Origin of the sequence: Chromobacterium fluminis (genome assembly GCF_011602385.1) — a bacterium.
Lineage (GTDB): Bacteria > Pseudomonadota > Gammaproteobacteria > Burkholderiales > Chromobacteriaceae > Chromobacterium > Chromobacterium fluminis.
The window spans coordinates 1-21,415 of record NZ_JAAOMA010000037.1 but is presented as its reverse complement, the minus strand read 5'-3'; the positions used below and the strand labels follow the sequence as shown (position 1 = coordinate 21,415).

Here is a 21,415-nt window from a genome sequence, read left to right as displayed (position 1 = left end):
CAAGATTTCCATCCCCAACCGCCGACAAGGGCTTGCCCCTGCCGCGGCGGCACAGCGCAATACGAGGCAATTCATGATCGGCTTGAGCGTAAGCGACAAAGCCCGGGCGCGTGCGCCCAAAGCCAAGCCCCTGGCTTGGTGGGCAGTGGGTGTGTTCGGCGGCGTGCTGGCCGGCGCGACGCCCTCCGCCGGCGCGTCCGGCAATGCGGGTAGGGCCGATTTGCCCGACTCCGCGGAAGCCCACGGCGCCGCGCTGACCGCTATCCGGCCGCCCGCAACCCCCGCCTCGGGCAATGCGCGAGGCCTGGTGTTCGACTCCGCCTATCTGTTTACCGGGGCGGGCGGGCCGCCGCTGGACCTCAGCCGCTTTGAACAGGAAGGAAAGACCCCGCCGGGAACCTACCGCCTGGAAATCAGCGTCAATGGCCGCTGGCAGGGCATGGAGGACATCGAATTCGCCGAAACGGCGCCCGGGACGGCCGCGCGCCCCTGCTTCCGCAGAGAGCAACTGGAACGGCTGGGCATCGATATGGACAAGGCCGCGCGCGGCCAAAGCGGGTCAGACGAGCTCAACCCCATGCCGGACGCCTTGTTCTGCGGCGATCTGGGCCAGTACGTTCCAGGCGCCAGCGTCAATGCCGACATGGCCGAGCAAAAACTGTCCTTGCAAGTGCCGGCCATCTTCGTGCATTTCGCCTCCGCCAGCACCTATGTTGGTCCGGAAAAATGGGAAAGCGGCGTCACCGCCGGCCTGCTCAACTACAACGCCAACCTGTACAGCAGCGAAAGCCTGGGCAAGCGCTCCAACAGCGGCTACCTGGGCCTCAACGGCGGCCTGAACCTGGGCGCGTGGCGGCTGCGCCACAACGGTTCCTTGTCTTGGGGGACAGGGCGCGCCGCCCGCTATCAAAGCGGCTCGGTCTATCTGCAAACCGATGTGCCGGCTTGGCGTTCGCAGCTGGTGCTGGGCGAAACCGCCAGCAGCGGCGAGCTGTTCGACAGCCTGTCCTTCCGCGGCGTCCAGCTCAGCAGCGACGAGCGCATGATGCCGGACACCCAACGCCATTACGCGCCGGCGATCCACGGCACGGCACGGACCAATGCCAAAGTCAGCGTGAGCCAACGCGGCTATCTGATCTATGAAACCACCGTGGCGCCCGGCGCCTTCACCATCAGCGACCTGCAGGCCAGCGGCGAGGGCGGCGACCTGCTGGTCAAAGTCACCGAGGCCGATGGCCAGGAATACACCAGCGTGGTGCCCTATGCGGCGACGCCGCAGCTCTTGCGCAGCGGAGTCCAGCGTTACAGCGTGATCGCCGGCCAGGTCAAACAGCCAGGCCTGACCGACGATCCGCTGTTCGCCCAAGCCATTTACCAGCGCGGCCTGGACGGCATGTGGACGGCTTACGCCGGCGCGGTGGCCTCCCGCGGTTACGCCTCGGGGCTGTTTGGCGTGGCGGCCAATACCAGCGTCGGCGCCTTCGCCGTCGACCTGACCCGAGCCGAAAGCCGCTTGTCCGGCGACCGCCGCATCCAGGGCAACAGCCTGCGGTTGTCGTACAGCAAGAAGCTGAGCAGCACCGGTACCAACTTCTCGCTGCTGGCCTACCGCTACTCCACCTCCGGCTATCTGAGCCTGATCGAGCGCATCGTCGCGGAAGATCAATACCAGCGCCGGCGGACGCTGGACGCGATCGTGCGCCAGCGTCACCGCTTCGACGTCAACATCAGCCAGCAACTGGGCGGCGGCTCCTTGTACGCCAATGGCTCCATGCAACAGTTTTGGGGCAGCGACAGCAAGGAGGTCAACTTCTCGGTGGGTTACGGCGGCAGCGTGGGCTCCGTTAGCTACACCCTCTCCGCCCAACGTTCGCGCAATCTGGCCCAAGGCCCGACCACCCAGGAACGCAGCCGGACCACCTATGCGCTCAATTTGAGCCTTCCCCTGGGCGACAGCCGGCGTTTGCCCACGCTCAGCGGTTTCCTTTCCCATGACTCCGACAGCGGCTTGCAGACCACCACCAGCCTGGCCGGCACGCTGGGCGACGACAACCGCGGCAGTTACTCCGTCTCCGCCAGCCATTCCGAACGCGGCGGCGGCGGCGGCAGCGCCGGCCTGGGGTATCAGCTGCCTTACACGCAGTTGAACGCCAGCGTCAGCGCGGGCCGAGGCTACAACCAGTATTCCGCCAGTGCCGCCGGCGCCCTGGTGGCGCACCCCGGCGGCGTGACCCTGGCGCAGACATTGGGGGAAACCCTGGCCGTGGTGCGAGTGCCGGACGCGGAAGGCGCCTTGGTCGGAGCCACCCGGGCCCGGGTGGACGCCCGCGGCTACGCCGTGGTGCCCAGCCTGACGCCTTATCACCTCAACACCATAGAGGTGAATCCCAAGGGCATGCCGCTGGATGTGGAGCTAAAGCAATCCACCGGCAAAGGCCTGGCCCCGCGCGCGGGTTCCGTGGTGATGCTGTCCTACGCCACCGAAGTAGCGCGCGCCACCCTGATCGACAGCCGGATGCCGGACGACAAGCCGCTGCCCTTCGGCGCCGCCGCGCGCAACGCCCGTGGCGACAACGTCGGCGTGGTCGGACAAGGCGGCCGTCTCTTCGCCAAAGGCTTGGAGCCCAACGGCTGGCTCATCGTCGAATGGGGCGGCACGCCGGAACAGCAATGCCGCATCGACTATCAATTGCCGGAAAAACGCGCCGGCCGCCAACAGCGCTACGACATGCTCGTCGCCCCCTGCCTGCCGCAGGCGCAGGCGGCGGCATCCACATCCCAGCCTTCGCCATAACGATAAACCGATGAAGAACCGATCCCACCTCCCGTCCCGCGCGCCCATCTTGAACCGCCGCGCCCATAGCCTGCTGTTAGCGGCCGCCCTGGGCCTGGCATGGAGCGCGCCCGGCCTGGCGCAACGCCCGGACGCCGGCCAGTCCTTGCGCGACATTGAGTCGGCGCGGCCGCAGTTGCTGCCTACCCCGGCCCCGCAGCTGGAGTTGACGCCGCCAGCCGCCGAATCCCCGGCCGCCCAGGACGCCGGCCCGCGCCTGCTGGTGACCGGTTTCCGCTTCAGCGGCAACAGCGTATTCGCTCAAGACACGCTGGCCCGGCAACTGCAAGCCTTGGCCGGTCAGGAACTCAGCCTGGCTGAACTACACGCGGCGGCCAACGGCATCACGCGCTTCTATCAGCAACACGGCTATCTGCTGGCCCAAGCCTATCTGCCGCCTCAGGACATCGAAGACGGCTGGGTGCGCATCGAGATTCAGGAAGGCCGTTACGACCAGGTGACGCTGGACAACGCCTCCGCCGTGCGCAACGAGGTGCTGCAAGCGCCGCTGCGCCCTTTGGCGGGCCAGCTGGTGGAGCGCGACGCGCTGGACAGCGCCCTGTTGCGCTTGAACGACCTGCCCGGCGTCAAAGTGCGCTCCACTCTGCGGCCCGGCAGCCAGGCCGGCAGCTCCGAGCTGCTGGTGCAGGCCCTGCCCGGGGAACGATTGAGCGGCGGCGTCGAACTCGACAACTACGGCAGCAAATACACCGGCGAATACCGGCTGGGCGGCAACCTCAACCTCAACAACCCTCTGGCGCTGGGCGATCAGCTCAGCCTGCGGGCAATGGGCAGCGACGGCCGCCAGCAATACCAACGCCTGTCCTATCAACTGCCTGTCGGCCCCTGGCTGACGCGGGTGGGCGCCGCTTACTCCAATATGGAATACCGGCTGGGACGGGACTTCACCGCTCTGGAAGCCCACGGCAACGCCCGCATCCAAAGCGGATTTCTCTCCCAGCCGCTGTGGCGCGGCCGGAACGCCAGCGTCTACGCCCAACTGATGTATGACGACAAGCGGCTCAAAGACGACATCGACTTGCTTGACAGCCGCGGCGCCAAACGCGTGCGCCTATGGACCGCCATGCTTAGCGCCAACGGCCAGGACGGCTGGGGCGGCGGCGGCATCAGCCAGGCTTCGCTGGCTTACGCTTACGGCCGGCTCGGCATTGACGACCCGATAGCGCGGTGGGCCGACCGGCTGACCGCCGATACCCAAGGTCATTTCGGCAAGCTCAGCCTCAGCGCCGTCCGCCTGCAACGGCTCAGCCAACGCTTCAGCCTCTACGCCCAATTCAACGGCCAATGGGCGGACCGCAACCTGGACTCCTCGGAAAAAATCAGCTTGGGCGGCCCCTACGCGGTGCGCGCCTATCCAGCTGGCGACGCCAGCGGCGACCAAGGCTGGATAGGCAACCTGGAGCTGCGCTACGCCGCCTGGCCCGGCATGGAAACCGCCTTGTTTTACGACTATGGCCAAACCCGCGCCAACAAGCGCGATTGGGGCTATCGCAACCCCGTCCTGAGCCGCACCGCGGCCGGACTGGGCCTGAACTGGCTGCGCGACAGCCTGAGACTGAATGTGAGCGCGGCCTGGCGCGTCGGCAACGACGGCGGCCAGGACACGCGCAACCCCGCTATCTGGGCGCAGGCGACCTGGCAACTGTGACGTCGCCGCGCTGGATACACCCTCCCTCACAAGGGAGCCCGCATTTCGCTTATCAACAAGATGGAGTTGTCATGAATAAGAATTACGCTCTGATTTGGAATTCCCTGCGCCAGTGCTGGAGCGTTGGCAGCGAACTCAGCCGCGCTCGCGGCAAGCCGGGCAGCGGCAGCCGCCTGCTGGCGCGCGGCCTGCCGGCTCTGGCCCTGCTGCTGACCGCGCACGTCCAGGCGGCCAACTTGCCGGACGGCGGCAGCATCAAGACCGGCAACGGCAACATCCTGGTGTTCGACAACGGCAAGCAAATGTCCATCAATCAATCCAGCGACAAACTGGCGATCGACTGGAACAGCTTCAATATCGGCAACGGTCACAAAGTCACCTTCAACCAGCCCAATAGCGCCTCCATCGCCCTCAACCGCGTAGTGGGCGTGGACGGCAGCAACATCATGGGGCAGTTGAACGCCAACGGCCGCGTGTTCCTGGTCAACCCCAACGGCGTGCTGTTCGGCAAAACCGCGCAAGTCAACGTGGGCGGCCTGGTCGCCTCCAGTCAGGACCTCTCGGTCGAACGCTTCATGGCCGGCCACTACCGTTTTGAAGGCAACTCCGCGGCGGAAGTCTCCAACCAAGGCTCCCTCGTCGCCCAAAATGGCGGCGCGGTGGCGCTTCTGGGCGCGCGCGTCAGCAATACCGGCGTGATCCAGGCCAACCTGGGCAAAGTGGCCCTGGCCGGCGGCAACGCCTTCACCTTGAACTTCGACGGCTCCGGCTTGGTGAATCTGCAAGTGGACGCCGCCGCCGTGAACGCCCAAGTGCACAACGGCAACCTACTGCGCGCCGACGGCGGGGAAGTATTGATGACCGCCCGCGCCAGCGACAACTTCCTGCGCAACGTCGTCAACAACACCGGCGTGATCGAAGCCCGCACCCTGCAAAACCGCGCCGGCAAGATCGTGCTGGACGCCGGCGACAACCAGCGCGTCAACGTGGCCGGCACGCTTAACGCCAGCGCTCAAGGCAGCTTCCTGGGCGACGGCGGCCAGATCGAAGTCAAAGGCAAGGCCGTGACCGTTGCGCTGGCCACCAACGTCACCACCGCGGCCAGCAACGGCCGCACCGGCACGTGGAAAGTCAGCGCCGAGCAACTGGATCTCAGCCCCTCCGCCTCTTCCCCGGTGTCCAGCGGCCTCTACAGCGACACCGTCTCGCGCAACCTGGCCAACACCCATATCGAGCTGGTCAGCACTCAGGGCGACCTCAACGCCAACGGCAAGATCAATTGGTCCAGCGGCAATAAGCTGACGCTGCGTTCCGACCGGCAAAACGTCAACCTGAACGCCGACCTCTACGCCAGCGGCGCAGGCGCCGCGGTGGATCTGACCGCCCAAAAGCAGGTCATGCTCAACGCCAACCTCAGCCTGAGCGGAGCCGGCGCCTCGCTGGCGCTCAACCACGAAGACACCACCGGCCAAGGCCGCGTGGTCGCCGCCGGCAAGCGCGTCACCCTGTCCGGCAAGGGCGCCGGCTTCGAATCCAACGGCAAGCGTTACACCGTGATCCAGGACGTGGCCCAACTGCAAGCCGTCAACACCAACCTGAACGGCCTCTATGTGCTGGGCAACGCCGTCGACGGCTATAACCGCGTGTTCAACTCCATCGGCGGCAGCGGCGGCGCGGCGTTCTCCGGCGTGTTCGACGGCCTGGGCAACAACATCACCCGCCTGAACATCCAAAACGCAGGCCCGGCACTGGGCTTGTTCGCCAACAACGCCGGCATCATCGGCAACGTCAACCTGATCAACAGCTCCGTAACCGGCTACGCCAACTACACCGGCCGCGTCGAGATCGGCAGCCTGGTGGGCCGCAACACCGGCACCGTCCACAACGCCACCAGCAACGCCACCGTCAACGCCAACGGCAGCCCGATGAACATCGTCGGCGGCCTGATCGGCGCCAACACCGGCAAGGTGTTCAGCTCCGCCTATACCGGCAACGTCTACGGCAACGGCTACACCCAAGTGCTGGGCGGCCTGGTGGGGGAAAACCGCGGCGTCATCACCGCCTCCCAAACCAATGCGCGCGTATACGCCTATAACATGCCGCGCAATGAAATCGGCAGCGGCGGCGTGGGCGGCCTGGTGGGCCTCAACAACGGCGGCCAGATCATCGGCTCCAGCGCGGCCGGCTCTATCGACGCCCGCGCCGGCGTCAATGTCGGCGGCCTGGTGGGCTACGCCAAAGGCGGCCTGATTGCCGACTCCCAAGCCAGCAACAGCGTATACGCCACCTACGACAGCCGCATCGGCGGCCTGGTGGGCCACAACGAAGGCGGCCAGATCGTCAAATCCAGCGCCAGCGGCAAGATCACCGGCGTGGGCAGCTCCGCCATCGGCGGCCTGGTGGGCCTTAACCAACGCGGAGAGTTGGAAGACGTCAGCGCCACCGGCGCGGTGTACGACACCTCCGGCGCCAGCCTGGGCGGCCTGATCGGCACCAACAACGGCGGCAACATCCGCACCGCGGAAGCGCGCGGCGCGGTAACCGGCGGCCATAACAGCCGCGTGGGCGGCCTGATAGGCAGCAACAACAGCGGCAACGTCAGCTATGCGCGCGCCAGCGGCAAAGTCAGCGGCTGGACCAATAGCCAAGTGGGCGGCCTGGTGGGCTACAACGGCGGCAACCTGGAATCCGTGGACGCTTCCGGCGACGTTTCCGGCGGCAACACCAGCCGCGTCGGCGGCCTGGTGGGCGTCAACAGCAATAGCGAAAACGCCGGCCGCATCACCACCGCCCAAGCCACCGGCAATGTGCGCGGCGAATACCGCAGCATCGTCGGCGGCCTGGTAGGGCTCAACCAGAGCGAAATCCAGAGCTCCGTGGCCAGCGGCGCGGTCAGCGGCGGCGTGGAAAGCATCCTGGGCGGCCTGGTGGGCATGAACGAAGACGGCGGCACCGTCGACTACTCCACCGCCACCAGCAAGGTCAACTTCGTCAATGGCTGGCGCCAGACCTATGGCGGCCTGGTGGGTTGGAACTACGGCCTGATGCGCGCCAATGAAGTGATGGGCAATGCGCTGCTGGTGCCGCTGTACGGCGTCAATCAGGGCACCATCTCGTCTTACTACTACTTCTAAGCTCCGCCCGGCCGCCGGTCTATCCGGCGGCCGCTTGACCAGGCTGTAATCCGGTTCGCGCCGCCTCCGCTGGAGCGGCGCGGATCGTCATCGGTTCCCAAGGAAGGAAAAATGGCCCACGCAATCCGCTCCACCCCACAAGCGCGGCTTATCCAGCGCGCATGCGCGGCCTGCCTGACCGCCCTTTTGCTTAGCCACGGCGTCACAGCCCACGCGGCGGCGGCGGCGCGCAACTGCACGCTCGCCAACACCACGCCCGGCCCCTGGAACGGCTTGAGCGGCAGCACCATCACCATTACCGCCGACACTCCGCCGGGCACCGTGCTGGCCAAGCGCGGCATTGCCGTGCGCGGCGAATATCAAGGCCAGGTCGGCGGACCGGACATCGTGCGCATCCACGGCGCCTGGACGAACGGCAACGGCGGCCAGCTTGGGTCCCATGAAACCATTCCCACCAATATCGCCGGCATCGGTTTGCGCTGGAGCTACCAGGCAGGGAACGGAGAGCCCTCTCTGCCGTACGACCCCACTATGGAGCGCGTGTTGACCTCGAAACCCGCCGAACGCACGAGTGGCGGCACATTCGACACCCTAACCTTGCAGCTGTACCAGGAGCTGATCTTGACCGGTCCCACGCCGGGCGGCACCGTGGGGAACGTGCCCGGCGCCAGCGCCTCCTTCTACATTGACGCCACCCGCAACGGCAACGTAACAAGAGATTGTTATCAGCAGGCCTCTTTTGGCGAGCTGTTGAACATCAACGTGCCCGTAGCCAACACCTGCGAACTGCAGACCGCCAACATCACCGTCCCAATGGGACAGTACACCCCGGCGGACTTCCCCGCCTTGGGCCAGCCATCCACCCGAGCGCCCCAGCAATTCTCGCTGCAGCTCAGCAAATGCGCGGCGCAAGCCCGGCCCAAGATTCAATTCAGCGACGCCAACCAATTCGGCAATAGCAGCCGGCTGCTCAGCATCAACGCCACCCCCGAAGGAGGCGTCGCCGCAGCCCGAGGCCTAGGGCTGCAACTGAGCCGGAGTCTGGGCGGCGCGGAAAGCGACATCATCACGTTTGGGCCGGAAAACGATGCCGGCACGCCTAGCTTCGACATGGGTTCGCCCCTGAACGGAATGGTCAGCATGCCGCTGTACGCCAGCTATGTGCGCACCGGCAATGTCACCGCCGGCCACGCCAATGCCAAGGCCGTTTTCATCATCACCTATCCCTGAAGCCGTGCCCTCCCTGACCGCCCATGCGCCATACCGTGGGCTTGGTCTGAGAACGTGTTTACGATCTCGCGAGCTAAGGCGAGACAAGGCGAAAACGGTTGAGAAAGCGGAGTGTACCGACGGTACATGAGCATTTCGAAACCATTTTCAACGCCGTATCGCCGACGCGCAGCAGATCGTAAACAGGTTCTGAGGCAGGGTTTCAACCACGGAAGGTCTCGCTGGATCAAGAGCTCAGGGAATGAAAAAGGCGAAAAACGGAATGACTGCGGAAGGGGGCGGAAACGCGAAACCGGAAGGATAAGCTTGGCCGTTTAGCCCAGACAGGCCTCCGGTCACATAGCGTGATCGGAATCATATCTCGGCCGACCTTGGGAACCATCAGCTGACCACGCACAAAATTCCGCACAAGCTCGGCGCATGGCAAACGGAAACGGCGGGAATGCACCCGCCGTGCACGATAGTGCCTCAGCCAGCCTTGCCTGCCGGAATCTGCTGAGTGATGCAGTGAATATTGCCGCCACCCAGTAGTACCTCGCGCGCCGGGACGCCGACAATTCGGTACTCAGGGAAGATCTCCTGCAAGCGGCTGGCTGCCGCGGCATCGGTACGCTCATCCAGCAGCGGGAAAATAATCTGTCCGTTGCTGATCAGGAAATTGACATAAGAAGCGGCCATGCGCTCGCCAACCTCACGCGGCACCGCCTGCCCGCTAGCCACCACGCCAGCCGTTTCATCCTGCTCATAGAACAAGGGGCCCGGGGCCAGCATCTTGTGGATCTTGAGCTGGCGGCCCTTGGCGTCGCGCGCTTTGGACAGCACTTCGTAGGCGGCCTGCGAACGCGGATACTGCGGATCCTGTTCATCGTCGACCCAGTGCAGCACCACCTCACCAGGACGGGCAAAGCAGCACATATTGTCGATGTGGCCGTCGGTTTCATCCATGAACACGCCTTCCGGCAGCCAGATGAAGTGTGTCACATTCAGATACTCGGAAAGCAAGGCCTCAATCTGGGCTTTGGACAAATCCGGATTGCGATTGGGATTGAGCAGACATTCCGCGGTGGTGAGCAGCGTCCCTTCACCATCGACATGAATCGAGCCGCCTTCCAGCACCAGCGGGGCTTCATAGCGATCAAAGCCATGCTGGGCCAGCACCTGGCTCGCCACTTCACTATCCTGATCCCAAGGATGGTACAGCCCGCCATTGAAGCCGCCCCAGGCATTGAACTTCCAGTCCACGCCACGCAGATGGCCCGCCTGATCGATCACCATGGTCGGTCCGCTGTCGCGCATCCAGCAGTCATCGCTGTTCATTGCAACCAGGGTGACTTCGGACGGCATGACGGCGCGCGCCTGTGCCATGAACGATTCTGGCACGGCCATGAACACGGGCGTAGTCGCCGAAATGGCTTTGGCGATGGCAGCAAAAGCCTGTTGCGCCTCGCGTCCGGCATGGCGCCAGTTATCCGGGCGCTGCGGCCAGATCATCCATACCGCCTGATGCTCAGCCCACTCGGCCGGCATGTGAAAACCGTCGGCGGCAGGTAGGCTATTGTGCGTTTTATTGTTCATTTTGATCACCATCGGCTTGATAAATGCCATCAGAAGTATTCAATAGATCGTGCATTTGCGGATGACAGACTCGACACGTCTCCCGATCTGCGCGATGCGGAGGCTAGACCAATGCACATTCGCCGGGCGGATCAACGTTCTGGAACTGCAGATTTCCTCTGCAATGAACGACGAAGTGATTGACAGGCGTAGTCTATGAAGAGCCAAACTATTCGGCAAATGAACAATACGAATGCTTTCATAAATACGGTGAATGGTGTGAAACTGCATCAACTGGATCTGAACCTGTTGCTGGCACTGGATGCCCTGATCAGCCTGCGCAGTGTCACACGGGCGGCAGAGAAACTGTTTGTCAGCCAGCCTGCGATGAGCCACTCGCTCAATCGCTTGCGGACATTCTTCGACGACCCGCTGCTGGTGCGCTCGCCGCACGGCATGCTGCCGACGCAAAAAGCACTCTATCTGCAACAGGGCGTCCATCAGGCGCTCAGCCTGCTGCAAAGCCATTTCAGCCAGCCGGAGGCCTTTGACCCAGCAACATCGGCGCGCCGCTTCACCCTGTGCACCACGGATTATGTAGAGTGCGTGCTGATTCCGCCCCTGGTGAAAAAACTGGCGGAGGCCGCGCCCAACGTTCATATCGACATCACCATCCTGCGGGAAGACATTCCGGAACTGGCGCTTGCCGACGGCGAAATCGACTTCCTGCTGGGTTTTGACGAATACATGTCCATCCCCAGCTATCTGTGCCGGGAAACCTGGCTGAACGAGCCGCTGATCGGCATCTTGCGTCATGATCACCCGCTCCAGAACGATAGGCTGACACTATCGGATCTGATTGCCTTGCCGCATGTCTTCCACGCGCCGCTGGGCAATCTGGGGTCGCCAATGGATGATTTTCTTGCCGAGCGCGGCTTGCAGCGCAAGATTTCGGTACACAGCCAAAGCTATATGGCTGCAGCCGCCATCGTCAGCAACACCGATCATTTGTTTATCCTGCCCAAGAAAGTAGCGGCGATGATGGCGGGTTACTGGCCGTTAAAGATGGTGGCGTTGCCGGAAGAGTTGCCAGGCTATCACCTTAACTGCATCTGGCACCCGGTGCAGGATAGTCATCCTGCGCTGCACTGGCTGCGCGATTTGATGCGCAAGCTCATCGAATCCGATGATGCGGCGCTGCCCCGGTATTCGCCGCATGAATAAGTGCATCAAAATGAATCATTTTCCCGTATAACGCTATCTCTTGTAGATTAGCCGCCATATTGCAGAACAGCCCATGCGCGCGCCGGCTACCGTGCGGCATGACCCGCCTGCGCCTGCAGGAAAACGGTCACCGCGATGGGCATGAAATCCGTCTTCTTAGTGGAGGTAGTAGCATGATCGAGGTGACCGAGCTATCCATTGCCGAGCTGCGCGCAGCGCTCGAATCCGGGCGTTCGACAGCGGTTGAACTGGTCAAGGCCTATCTGGCGCGGATAGAGGCCTACGATGGCCCCGCGACCGAGACCAGACTCAATGCGGTGGTGGTGCGTAATCCGGAGGCGATCAAGGAAGCCGAGGCATCCGATGCCCGTCGCGCTCGTGGTGAAACGCTGAGCCCGCTGGACGGCATCCCCTATACCGCCAAGGACAGCTATCTGGTGCAGGGACTGACCGCCGCTTCAGGCAGCCCGGCGTTCAAGGATCTGGTAGCCCAGCACGATGCCTTCACCATAGCGCGCCTGCGCGCAGCCGGCGCCATCTGCCTGGGCAAGACCAATATGCCGCCAATGGCCAACGGCGGCATGCAGCGCGGCTGCTACGGTCGCGCCGAAAGCCCCTATAACGCCAACTACCTGACGGCGCCGTTCGCCTCCGGCTCTTCCAATGGCGCCGGCACCGCTACGGCCGCCAGCTTCGCCGCCTTCGGCATGGCCGAGGAGACCTGGTCGAGTGGCCGCGGCCCGGCCTCGAACAATGGTCTGTGCGCCTATACGCCGTCTCGCGGGGTCATCTCGGTACGCGGCAACTGGCCATTGACGCCGACCATGGACGTTGTCGTGCCGTACGCCCGCACCATGGCGGACTTGCTCGAAGTGCTCGACGTCATCGTCGCGGACGACCCGATCAGCCGTGGCGACCTATGGCGCCTGCAGCCCTGGGTGGAGATTCCCAAAGCCTCGGAGGTCCGGCCAGATTCCTATTCCGGCCTGCTGGCTCAGCCCGACACACTCAAAGGCAAGCGCTTTGGCATACCACGCATGTACATCAACAAGGACGAACTGGCCGGCACCAGCGAAACGCCAGGCATTGGCGGCCCCACCGGACAGCGCATTCATACCCGCGCGTCCGTGATCGATCTCTGGGAAGCCGCGCGTCAGGCGCTGGAAGCCGCCGGAGCGGAAGTCATCGAAGTGGATTTTCCGCTGGTTTCCAACTGTGAAGGCGATCGTCCCGGCGCGCCCACTGTATTCAACCGCGGCATCGTCTCAGCCGAGTTCCTCAATGACGAGCTGTGGGAGCTGTCCGGTTGGGCTTTCGATGAGTTCCTGCGCGCCAACGGCGACCCCAAGCTCAACAAACTGGCTGACGTGGATGGTCCGAAGATCTTCCCGCACGATCCGGGCACCTTGCCAAACCGCGAAGGGGACCTGGCCGCCGGCATGGACGAGTACGTCAACATGGCCAAGCGGGGCCTCAAGTCCTATGACCGGATTGAAAGCGTGCAGGATGGTCTGCGTGGTCTGGAAAAGACCCGCAAGCTGGATCTGGAAGACTGGATGGATGCGCTAAAGCTGGACGCCGTGCTGTTCCCCACCGTGGCCGACGTCGGCCCGGCAGATGCGGACGTCAATCCGCGCTCAGCCGACATCGCCTGGAGCAACGGCGTCTGGGTAGCCAACGGCAACCTCGCCATCCGCCATCTTGGCGTCCCGACAGTTACCGTGCCGATGGGAGTGATGGCTGATATCGGCATGCCGGTGGGGCTGACTTTTGCCGGGCGCGCCTATGATGACAACGCGCTGCTGCGCTTCGCTGGCGCATTTGAAGCCACCGGCAGCAAGCGCATGATCCCGCCGCGCACACCACCGCTAGGTCAATGATCACCCGCGAGGGCAGACCAGGACGGGTATTCAGCCGGTAGCAGTGGCTTGGAAGCCATCATTGGTTTCCTGGAGGGGGATTACCGCTCTGGCCGAACCTGCATCCATGGGGAGTGGCGCTGGACGACGACTTCACTTGAATAAGCACACAATAGCAAGGACAAACCCGCCGTTAGGCGGGTTTGCTTGGATAGTGATGCGCAGCTCAGTGTTATGTGCACGGACCTAATGCCAATGCTTACGAACGCTCTCGTGTAAGGCCCGATCGCCTATCTTTGCAGCAACTGCAAAAAAATGCTCTCTAGTTTCACGCAGGAAAAAACAAGAAGGGGGGGGAATTGGTGGACCGAAGGAGGATCGAACTCCCGACCTCTGCATTGCGAACGCAGCGCTCTCCCAGCTGAGCTATCGGCCCAAATCGACAGCCATCATATGACAAGGGCCTTGCGCTTGCCAAGCCCGACCCCATGGCGGCCGGCCAAGCTGGCGCATCCTCGCCACAACTCTTCATTTCAATGGCATGCCCGCCTCCGGCGGGACTACACTGCTCCGGTCCATCCCAACATCATCGCCGGAGATTTCCATGCTGCGCATCCTGGGCCGCACCAGTTCCATCAACGTCCGCAAAGTGCTGTGGACCTGTCATGAAATCGGCATCGACTACCAACGCGAAGACTGGGGCCGCGGCTTTCAGTCCGCCAGCAGCCCGGAATTCCTGGCGCTCAACCCTAATGCGCTGATTCCGACAGTGGTGGACGACGGCCTGGTGCTGTGGGAATCCAACACCATCTGCCGCTACCTGGCCGACTCGCGCCGGGCCAGCCACTTGCTGCCCACCGATCCGCGCAGCCGCGCCCAAGTGGAAAAATGGATGGACTGGCAGGCCACCGAGCTGAACGGCTCCTGGGGCTATGCCTTCCACGGCCTCAGCCGCCACAGTCCGGAACACCAGGACCCGGCGCTAATCCAGGCCAGCATCCAGCAATGGGGCCACTATATGGCCATTCTAGACCGGCAGCTGGCTTCGCAGAATACACCCTATATCTGCGGCGACGATTTCACCCTGGCCGACATCGTGCTCGGCCTGTCCATCCACCGCTGGCAGCTAACGCCTTTCGACAAGCCGGAACTGCCGCATACGCACGCCTATTATCAGCGCCTGATTCAACGGCCGGGATTTGTGACGCATGGGAGTGTGGGGGTAGCTTAATAATCAGAATTCAGAGGGCATCACATGTCTGATATTATAAATTTCAATGAATCTGAAATTGTCATTGCTCTTGTGGGAGCAATTGGAACTGATTTAAAGAAAATTATAGAACCAATCAAAAATAAGCTAAAGTCTTACAATTACACCTCTCATGACATAAGAGTTTCTAAGCAAGTTATTGATTTTATATACCCAAATCAAGATAACTTACCAAAAAAATTTGAACACATCTCATATTACATGGACAAGGGCAATGAAATTAGGAAACTAGCGAACGACAATGGAATTTTAGCTGGAGGGATTTCTCTTGTCATTAATGAGGCTAGGAAAAAAGAACAAGACGCGGCAGAACAACCTGGCCCTTTAAAAAACACAGCATTCATCATTAACTCTATCAAAACACCTGAAGAAATCATACGTCTCAGAGAAATATATCAAACTGGATTCTATGCAATATCAGTTTACTCAGAAGAAAAAAGGAGAAAAAAAACTCTTATAGACATGGTGATGACTGAAGAGCAAGCTGAAGCTCTTATTCGTCGAGATGAGGAAGACCCAGATTCTTATGGTCAAAAAACTAGGGATGCATTCCATCTTTCAGATTTTTTTGTTAGCTACGATGGAAATGAGGATATTGTAACAAATAGCATTCACAGAATTATTGATATAATTTTTGGCGATCCATTTAAAACACCCACGTTTGATGAGTTTGCCATGTTTATGGCATTTTCGTCAGCTTTGAGATCTGCCGACTTGTCCCGTCAAGTAGGAGCAGTTATAGCTAAAGACCAAACTATTATCTCAACTGGATCTAATGATGTTCCTAAATTCAAAGGAGGGGTCTATTGGCCAAGTATCACAGCAACAGGTGAAGTTGTCGACGATACAAGAGGTAGGGATTACAAAAGAGGAGTAGACTCTAACTCTATAGAAAAACAAGAAATAATAAGTAGTATTATTAAAAAAATAGAAAACCAGATAACATCACGCCATATAAAAAATAAAATAGCCCGTAAAAAAGTATTAAACCGAATAAAAAAAGTTCTTTATGGATCAAAAATAAAAGATATAACAGAATATGGCCGGGTCGTTCACGCTGAAATGGATGCCATTTTAAACTGCGCTCGCAATGGTATATCTACTTCTTCTACAAATTTATACTGCACAACATTTCCATGCCATAACTGTGCAAAGCATGTCATTGCATCCGGGATTGAAAGGGTTGTTTACATCGAGCCCTATCCAAAATCAAAAGCAATGTGTTTTCATGACGACTCTATTTCTTCGGTAAAAGATGACTACAAAACAAAAGTAATATTTGAGCCTTTTGTTGGAGTTGGCCCAAGACGATTCTTTGATCTATTCTCGATGCAGATGAGCGATGGCTTTCCGATAAAACGCAAAAACAGTAGTGGAAAAGTCTTCCCATGGCCAGGACAGTCCCTTCCGCCCTTGCGTATGCAGATGTATCCACTAAACTACCTGGAAAAAGAAACTATTGTTGTTGCCCACTTTGCAAGTATACTTATCAAGTTTTCTTCTGGAGGGTCTCATGAATAAACCAGTAAAGTCAGCTCAGGATGTCTTGAAAGCGGCAAGTCAAAATATTGAGCAATGGCCTTCTTGGAAACAAGATTTAGCAAGAAAAACTCAAGACAGCACTACATCTAGTGTCAGTCGCTTTGCTCCTTCTGCTGCATATTCATGCCAAAAGCGGGAAAAGTAGCATTTGCTGTGGTCATTACGCAGCAGTCTCATAACTCTACTTAAAAGCCCGGCACCGCCGGGCTTCTCACTTCTCTGGTTGACTTAAGTCTTCCTCACCTTCCCCTCCAGCTCAAAACTCGCCTCCACCGCCAAGTGATAATCGTGCTGGCCATCGACATGGGCGAACACATCCAAGCCGCGCAGCCCCAAAGATAGAACACGTTCCAGGTGGTTGAAGAAGGCCACCCAAACGCCGCGCTGCTGCTCGTTGGCAAAGTCGATGTCGCGGGCGATGCGACCGAGCAGGCCGGAGCCGACCAGCAAGGGATTGTCCTTCAGCCATTGCAGCAGATGGGCGGCGTATTCGCGGCCGTCGGCGCCGGCCTGTGGATAAGAGTCGTAGCTGGGCTCGATTTGCCAGTAATGGGGATAAGTGCGGCCGGGGATGAAGCTGACGAAGGGCAACAAGGTTTCGACAGCTTCTCTTGATACGCCTTTATAGCGGCGGCGCGGGGGAAAATACGGGTTACTCATGGCAGGACCTCCTTACTCAAAGCTCCGAAAGCCTCCCCGTTTGCAGACGAGGGTGGCGGGCACATGACAGGGCTGCAAAACCGGGAGTAAGGACCGGCAGGCCATAGGCCTCCCCGCCATAGCCCGCCCTTGAAAAGGTCGTGCCAATGACGTTCGGACACATCAACCGCAGCTGACATGTCAGGCCTAACTCCCACGGGTTTGCAGTCCCGGTGCCACTATTACGCGGCACAAGGCGGATTGTTGCCGTTGTTCCAAGAGGGGTCAAGGGAGCGGCGACTGGATTCACACTTGCACAAGCCAATGTGACGTTAAGAAAACCACGTATTCGACGCGCCCCTGCTCCCTTCAAGCCTGCCGACGGGTGGCAGGCCCGAGGTTTTAAGCGGCTGCTTGTTCGAGCAGCGCGACGTTAGCGCGCTGCGAGTTCAGCCGCGCCTCGGGCCTGACGGGAACCGGCGGGAAGCCGAAGGCCAGGCTTGCAGGGCGGCCTTTGGGGTAAAGGGGAATTTGGCCGCGCAAATTCCCCTTTCCGTTTGCCGGGCGGAACCGGCCCTGAATCATTATCCGCGAAGCGGATTCAAACTCTCAAAAATCGTAACTTCGCAAATCACCCCCGCATATGCAGCCCGTAGTAAACCGTCTCGTTCCAGTAGCCGGTGGTGAGGCCCGCCAGATATTGCGCCGCGCGGAACAAGTCCGCCGCGCTGCAGCAGCCGGCGCTGACATTGCCGCGGTAGAGCCCGCTATTGGGATCGAACACCCAGATATAGTCGCTGCCCTTGTAGACGCCGACAGCGTGGCCGGAAGCGCCGCCGTTGTGCATCAGGTTGAGGAAGAGCGCGTCGCCGCGCTCCATCCGGTTTTCGATGATGTCTTGCCAGGCTTGGGCGCTGGCGCCGTGGGCGTTGTTGCAGTAGTGGCAGAAGGTGAGGCCGAAGGTTTCCGCCTGGCTGGCGTCGCCCACCCGGTTATTGGCGGCCACCGAGGGGTAGACCTGCTGTTCCAGATAGGAGGCGAAACGGAACAGGTAGGCCCCGTTGTCGAACTGCTGGTAAAGCGCGTCCGCCTGCTGGGTGGTGGGCAGGTAGTCGCCGGCGCTGCTGCCCATATTGAATTTCCCCACGCGGTCCTGGATATGTTTGAGCCACAGGCAGACCGCGGCCTCGCACACTCCGGCGGCGTTGGCGCCGTTCCCGGCATTATTGAAAGCCCTTCGCAACGACCACGCCATCGCGTCCCCCCTCTTGCTATCCGTCGGTTTTCAGTTGGCAAAACACGCGCCTGTCATGACGCGATATTTTGAGATAAACCGTAAACGGCGTTTACGCCAGTGCATTCAGGAAAGCGCGGCCCGGCGCTGAGGCCGGGCGATGGCGATTTAACGCTGCATTGCCGACGCGCAGCGGATCGCAAATAGCTTATCAGCGCCGGAACAACTCGGCCTCGCTGGCCGGCTGCAGGCGCGGCGGGCCAGACAGCGCTTGCAGGAAAGCGTGCAATGCCTGCTTTTCCGCAGCGCTGAGGCCCAGCGGCTTGAGCAGCGGCGAGGGCTTGGGCAGAGTGTATTTTTCCACGCCGGCCGCTGCCACCAGATTGCCGCCGTTGTTGTAGAACTCGATCACGCCGGCGCCGTCCTCATCCAGCGGCATGTCGCCGGTGTGCATGTAGTCGCCGGTGTAGAGCAGATCGCGCAGGGTGGGGGTGCGGAATTTGCCCAGATCGGCGCGCAAGCCGGTGACGCCGCCACGCCCCAGGTCTTCCTTGTCTCGGCCGATGAAGTTGAGGCCGGTGTTGTGGAACTGGTTGTCGGACAGCAGCGGGCTGTTGTGGCAGTTGATGCAGCGCGCCTTGGTGCGGAACAGATGCAGACCCCACAGCGCCTGGTCGTTCAGCGCGGCGCGCTCACCCTTGAGGAAGCGGTCGAAGGCGCTGTCCTGGCTGATCAGCGTGCGTTCGAAGGTGGCGATGGCCTTGGCCATGCGGTCCAGGTCCACGCGGCTGTCGCCGTAGGCGGCGGCGAACAGCGGCGCGTATTCCGGCGCGGCGACGATCTTGGCCACGGCCTGGCCCAGCGGCTGGTGCATTTCCAGTGGATTGACCACCGGACCCTTGGCTTGCTCTTCCAGGCTGGCGGCGCGGCCGTCCCAGAACAGCGCGCCGACGTAGGCGGTGTTGAGCAGGGTCATGGCGTTGCGGCCGCCCAGTTGGCCGATGTGGCCCTGGGACACCGGACGCGGATCGCTCCAGCCGTGTTCCGGCGCGTGGCAGCTGATGCAGGCGATGCGGTTGTTGCGGGACAGCCGGGGATCGCGGAACAGTTTGTCGCCCAGCGCCGCCTTGGCGGCGCTATAGGGGTTGTCGGCCGGAAACGGCGCCGCCGGCAGCAAGCCCAGATCGCGGAAACCGGCTTGCGCCGACGCGTCCAGCGTGGGAGCGGGCCAGGACGCTTGGCGGTCCGCACCGGGCTGGTATTGGCCGTAGCGGGTCCGCCATTGCGCCAGTTGGGCGGCGTCCGGCGCCTCGCCGTCGCTGTCCGGCAGCGGCGGTTTGGCCGGGCGGATGGAGAGGGCGACCAGCAGCGGTTGCTCGGCCTGGCCGGCGAGATGGGCCGCGCTCTGTTTCCCGCCGTTGCGGTCCAGGCCGTAAAGCTCGCCGCTCGCGTCGCGCGCCCATATTCGGGCGGCGGCGTTGGCGGCGGGGTAGTCCGGGTCCTGTTGCAATTGCAGCCAGCGGATGGCCTCGACCACGCTGGGCAGCCGCCAATTGTCCTGCTGGCACAGTCGCTGCTGTTGCAGCGCGGCCAGCGCCGGATTGAGGCTGGCGGCGCCGGCCGGCCGCGGCCGGGCTTGCCACAGGATGACGTCGCGCCAGCTGTCCGGGTGCTGGTTGTCGTCGACGCAGGCGGCCTGGGCCGGCGCGGCCAGTTGGCCGTCGGCGCTGACCGGGATGTAGGCCGGCGGCGTCGGCGGCTTGTCTTCCGGGTTGGGGTCGTCCGCCAGCTTGGGGCCGCGCACCAGGCGCAGCCGCGCCGGCTGGCCCAGGCTGAGGCTGACGCTGGACAGGGTGCGGTGGGTGTCGTCGAAGGCCACCGCCACCGCGCCTTCGCCGCGGCGGCTGGTGGCGGTCCAGTAAAAGGCGGCTTCGGCGTCCGGGAAGGCGTGGCGGTCCAGCGCCGGCAGGCCGCGTGAGCGGTCGTACTGGCTCCAATCCAACAGGGTTTTCAGTTCGCGCTCGGTGGGCAGCCGCCAGCCGCGCTCCGCGGCGATGTCGTCTTCGCTGTCTTCGAAGCCGCAGAGTTTTTGCTTGTTCACGGCTTCGGTGTAGGTGACGGCCAGGCAATCTTCCTGGCCGGGCTCGCACTGGGCCGGGCGTTCCGGATTGCGGCTGGCGCTGGCGTAATAGCTGTGGAACTGGCTGCGCAGGCCCTGCACGGACTTCACTTCCCAGATCAAGCCGGTCTGCTTGTCTTTCACGCAACCGGCGCGTTCGCCCGCGTCGCTCAAGGGCGCGCCGTTGGTTTCGGCCAGCGGGGCGAAGCGCGGACCGGGCGGCTGTTCGCGCAGCGCGGCCAGGCTGAGGCGGAAGTGGCTGGCGGCGTAGTCGGCGGCCACCACGCTGCGGGCGATGCCGGCGCTGTCCAGCAGGGTTTGCAGATCGCCGGCCTGGGCCAAGCTTTGGCTGCGACGGAAGCGGGCCGCGGTGTCGGCGCTGATCTGGATGCCGTTATTGGGGTTGTCGTCTTCGTCCAGCGTCAGCAGCAGCTGTACCTGGCGCAGCACTTTGGGATCCGCCGGGTTTTGGCTGCCGGCCAGTTGCAGCGGAGTCAGCTGGGGCGCGCCCAGGCTGCGGCCCAGTTCCAGCTGGCCGATGCGGAAGACGACGGTTTCCCCGTCCAGATAGCGGAATTCGCCGTTGGCGGTGGTTTTGCCGACATGGCTGCCGCTGTCGTAGTCCAGGCCCGCTACCGGGCTATCGACGAAGACGCCGGTGCGTACTGGCTGAGCGGCGGGGCCGCCGGAGCAGGCGGCCACGGCCAGGCTGCCCGCCAGAATAAAGGGAAGAACAAGGCGCGAGTGCATTTTTGTAATTAATAATCATTTTCATTTCAAGACGGCGATTATGCGTTTGTCGAGTTGTTCGTACAAGAAGCATGTCGAGGATAGGCAAACCGGAGTCGCGCCTGACCGTGCGCGCCAAGGTGTTCTGCCAGAAAAACCGCACCGGCCGTCATCATCTGACCGATATCGAGGTGTTCTGAACGGCAAAGAAGCTGTTCAACGACTCCAACGCAAAAAAAGCAGCCCAAGGGCTAATGCCGTTCACTTAGCGGATCGAACTTGTTTGATCGGGTAACGGGACGGCTGCTTTTTCACAACGCGAGGGCATTCACGCCCTCGCCGTTGTTTCGAAAGTAGCAATTCACCCAAGCGCTCGCGC

General features: G+C 61.7%; 13 protein-coding genes and 1 tRNA gene. 9 read left to right on the top strand and 5 right to left on the bottom strand.

Going from position 1 to position 21,415, the window contains the following annotated elements:
- Positions 1-73: 73 nt before the first annotated feature.
- The 4 genes from HA052_RS20560 (at position 74) to HA052_RS20545 (ending at position 8,866) form a co-directional block, all read left to right on the top strand.
- Complete coding sequence (locus HA052_RS20560) at positions 74-2,794, top strand: fimbria/pilus outer membrane usher protein (protein ID WP_166453364.1); 2,721 nt, start codon at positions 74-76, stop codon at positions 2,792-2,794.
- Positions 2,795-2,804: 10 nt separating this feature from the next.
- Positions 2,805-4,502: a ShlB/FhaC/HecB family hemolysin secretion/activation protein gene (locus tag HA052_RS20555; protein WP_166453363.1), complete on the top strand. Its 1,698-nt coding sequence runs from the start codon at positions 2,805-2,807 to the stop codon at positions 4,500-4,502.
- A gap of 71 nt (positions 4,503-4,573) precedes the next feature.
- Positions 4,574-7,636, top strand: a complete 3,063-nt coding sequence (locus HA052_RS20550; RefSeq protein WP_166453362.1) for a two-partner secretion domain-containing protein — start codon at positions 4,574-4,576, stop codon at positions 7,634-7,636.
- A gap of 111 nt (positions 7,637-7,747) precedes the next feature.
- A complete protein-coding gene (locus HA052_RS20545; protein ID WP_166453361.1) occupies positions 7,748-8,866 on the top strand; it encodes a fimbrial protein in 1,119 nt (372 codons plus the stop codon).
- A 468-nt stretch (positions 8,867-9,334) separates the two neighbouring features.
- Here HA052_RS20545 and aguA read toward each other — a convergent pair whose 3' ends face one another.
- Positions 9,335-10,471, bottom strand: a complete 1,137-nt coding sequence (aguA, locus tag HA052_RS20540; protein ID WP_240937445.1) for an agmatine deiminase — start codon at positions 10,469-10,471, stop codon at positions 9,335-9,337.
- A gap of 228 nt (positions 10,472-10,699) precedes the next feature.
- Here aguA and HA052_RS20535 point away from each other — a divergent pair, with 228 nt between their 5' ends.
- Together HA052_RS20535 and HA052_RS20530 are read left to right on the top strand one after the other, a co-directional pair.
- Positions 10,700-11,644, top strand: a complete 945-nt coding sequence (locus HA052_RS20535) for a LysR substrate-binding domain-containing protein (protein WP_166453360.1) — start codon at positions 10,700-10,702, stop codon at positions 11,642-11,644.
- Positions 11,645-11,817: 173 nt separating this feature from the next.
- On the top strand, positions 11,818-13,524 hold the full coding sequence (locus HA052_RS20530) for an amidase (RefSeq protein ID WP_166453359.1): 1,707 nt from the start codon (positions 11,818-11,820) through the stop codon (positions 13,522-13,524).
- 339 nt (positions 13,525-13,863) lie between these two features.
- Here the strand turns inward: HA052_RS20530 and HA052_RS20525 are convergent.
- Positions 13,864-13,939, bottom strand: a tRNA-Ala gene (locus tag HA052_RS20525).
- Between the two features lie 168 nt (positions 13,940-14,107).
- Here HA052_RS20525 and HA052_RS20520 point away from each other — a divergent pair.
- From HA052_RS20520 to HA052_RS20510, 3 genes are read left to right on the top strand one after another with little or no spacing between them, the layout of a single operon-like run.
- A complete protein-coding gene (locus HA052_RS20520; protein ID WP_166453358.1) occupies positions 14,108-14,734 on the top strand; it encodes a glutathione S-transferase family protein in 627 nt (208 codons plus the stop codon).
- A gap of 24 nt (positions 14,735-14,758) precedes the next feature.
- The gene (locus tag HA052_RS20515; RefSeq protein ID WP_166453357.1) at positions 14,759-16,294 is read left to right on the top strand and encodes an anti-phage dCTP deaminase; all 1,536 of its coding nucleotides are present in this window, start codon (positions 14,759-14,761) and stop codon (positions 16,292-16,294) included.
- Positions 16,287-16,460, top strand: coding sequence for a hypothetical protein (locus HA052_RS20510; RefSeq protein WP_166453356.1), 174 nt, complete (start codon positions 16,287-16,289; stop codon positions 16,458-16,460). Before HA052_RS20515 ends, HA052_RS20510 begins: the two co-directional genes overlap by 8 nt.
- Before the next feature lie 83 nt (positions 16,461-16,543).
- Here HA052_RS20510 and HA052_RS20505 read toward each other — a convergent pair whose 3' ends face one another.
- From HA052_RS20505 to HA052_RS20495, 3 genes are all read right to left on the bottom strand, one after another.
- Entirely contained in the window at positions 16,544-16,975 is a 432-nt protein-coding gene (locus tag HA052_RS20505) for a hypothetical protein (protein ID WP_166453355.1), read from the bottom strand.
- A gap of 610 nt (positions 16,976-17,585) precedes the next feature.
- Positions 17,586-18,209: a YopT-type cysteine protease domain-containing protein gene (locus HA052_RS20500; RefSeq protein WP_166453354.1), complete on the bottom strand. Its 624-nt coding sequence runs from the start codon at positions 18,207-18,209 to the stop codon at positions 17,586-17,588.
- Positions 18,210-18,399: 190 nt separating this feature from the next.
- Positions 18,400-21,057: a cytochrome c peroxidase gene (locus HA052_RS20495; protein WP_166453353.1), complete on the bottom strand. Its 2,658-nt coding sequence runs from the start codon at positions 21,055-21,057 to the stop codon at positions 18,400-18,402.
- Positions 21,058-21,415: the final 358 nt, after the last annotated feature.

What these genes read in the sequence shown, in the direction of transcription:
- HA052_RS20500 (WP_166453354.1), bottom strand. Translation starts at nt 18,209, where the DNA reads ATGGCGTGGTCGTTGCGAAGGGCTTTCAATAATGCCGGGAACGGCGCC.
- HA052_RS20530 (WP_166453359.1), top strand. Translation starts at nt 11,818, where the DNA reads ATGATCGAGGTGACCGAGCTATCCATTGCCGAGCTGCGCGCAGCGCTC.
- HA052_RS20550 (WP_166453362.1), top strand. Translation starts at nt 4,574, where the DNA reads ATGAATAAGAATTACGCTCTGATTTGGAATTCCCTGCGCCAGTGCTGG.
- HA052_RS20515 (WP_166453357.1), top strand. Translation starts at nt 14,759, where the DNA reads ATGTCTGATATTATAAATTTCAATGAATCTGAAATTGTCATTGCTCTT.
- HA052_RS20560 (WP_166453364.1), top strand. Translation starts at nt 74, where the DNA reads ATGATCGGCTTGAGCGTAAGCGACAAAGCCCGGGCGCGTGCGCCCAAA.
- HA052_RS20505 (WP_166453355.1), bottom strand. Translation starts at nt 16,975, where the DNA reads ATGAGTAACCCGTATTTTCCCCCGCGCCGCCGCTATAAAGGCGTATCA.
- HA052_RS20520 (WP_166453358.1), top strand. Translation starts at nt 14,108, where the DNA reads ATGCTGCGCATCCTGGGCCGCACCAGTTCCATCAACGTCCGCAAAGTG.
- HA052_RS20495 (WP_166453353.1), bottom strand. Translation starts at nt 21,057, where the DNA reads ATGCACTCGCGCCTTGTTCTTCCCTTTATTCTGGCGGGCAGCCTGGCC.
- HA052_RS20510 (WP_166453356.1), top strand. Translation starts at nt 16,287, where the DNA reads ATGAATAAACCAGTAAAGTCAGCTCAGGATGTCTTGAAAGCGGCAAGT.
- HA052_RS20545 (WP_166453361.1), top strand. Translation starts at nt 7,748, where the DNA reads ATGGCCCACGCAATCCGCTCCACCCCACAAGCGCGGCTTATCCAGCGC.
- HA052_RS20555 (WP_166453363.1), top strand. Translation starts at nt 2,805, where the DNA reads ATGAAGAACCGATCCCACCTCCCGTCCCGCGCGCCCATCTTGAACCGC.
- aguA (WP_240937445.1), bottom strand. Translation starts at nt 10,471, where the DNA reads ATGGCATTTATCAAGCCGATGGTGATCAAAATGAACAATAAAACGCAC.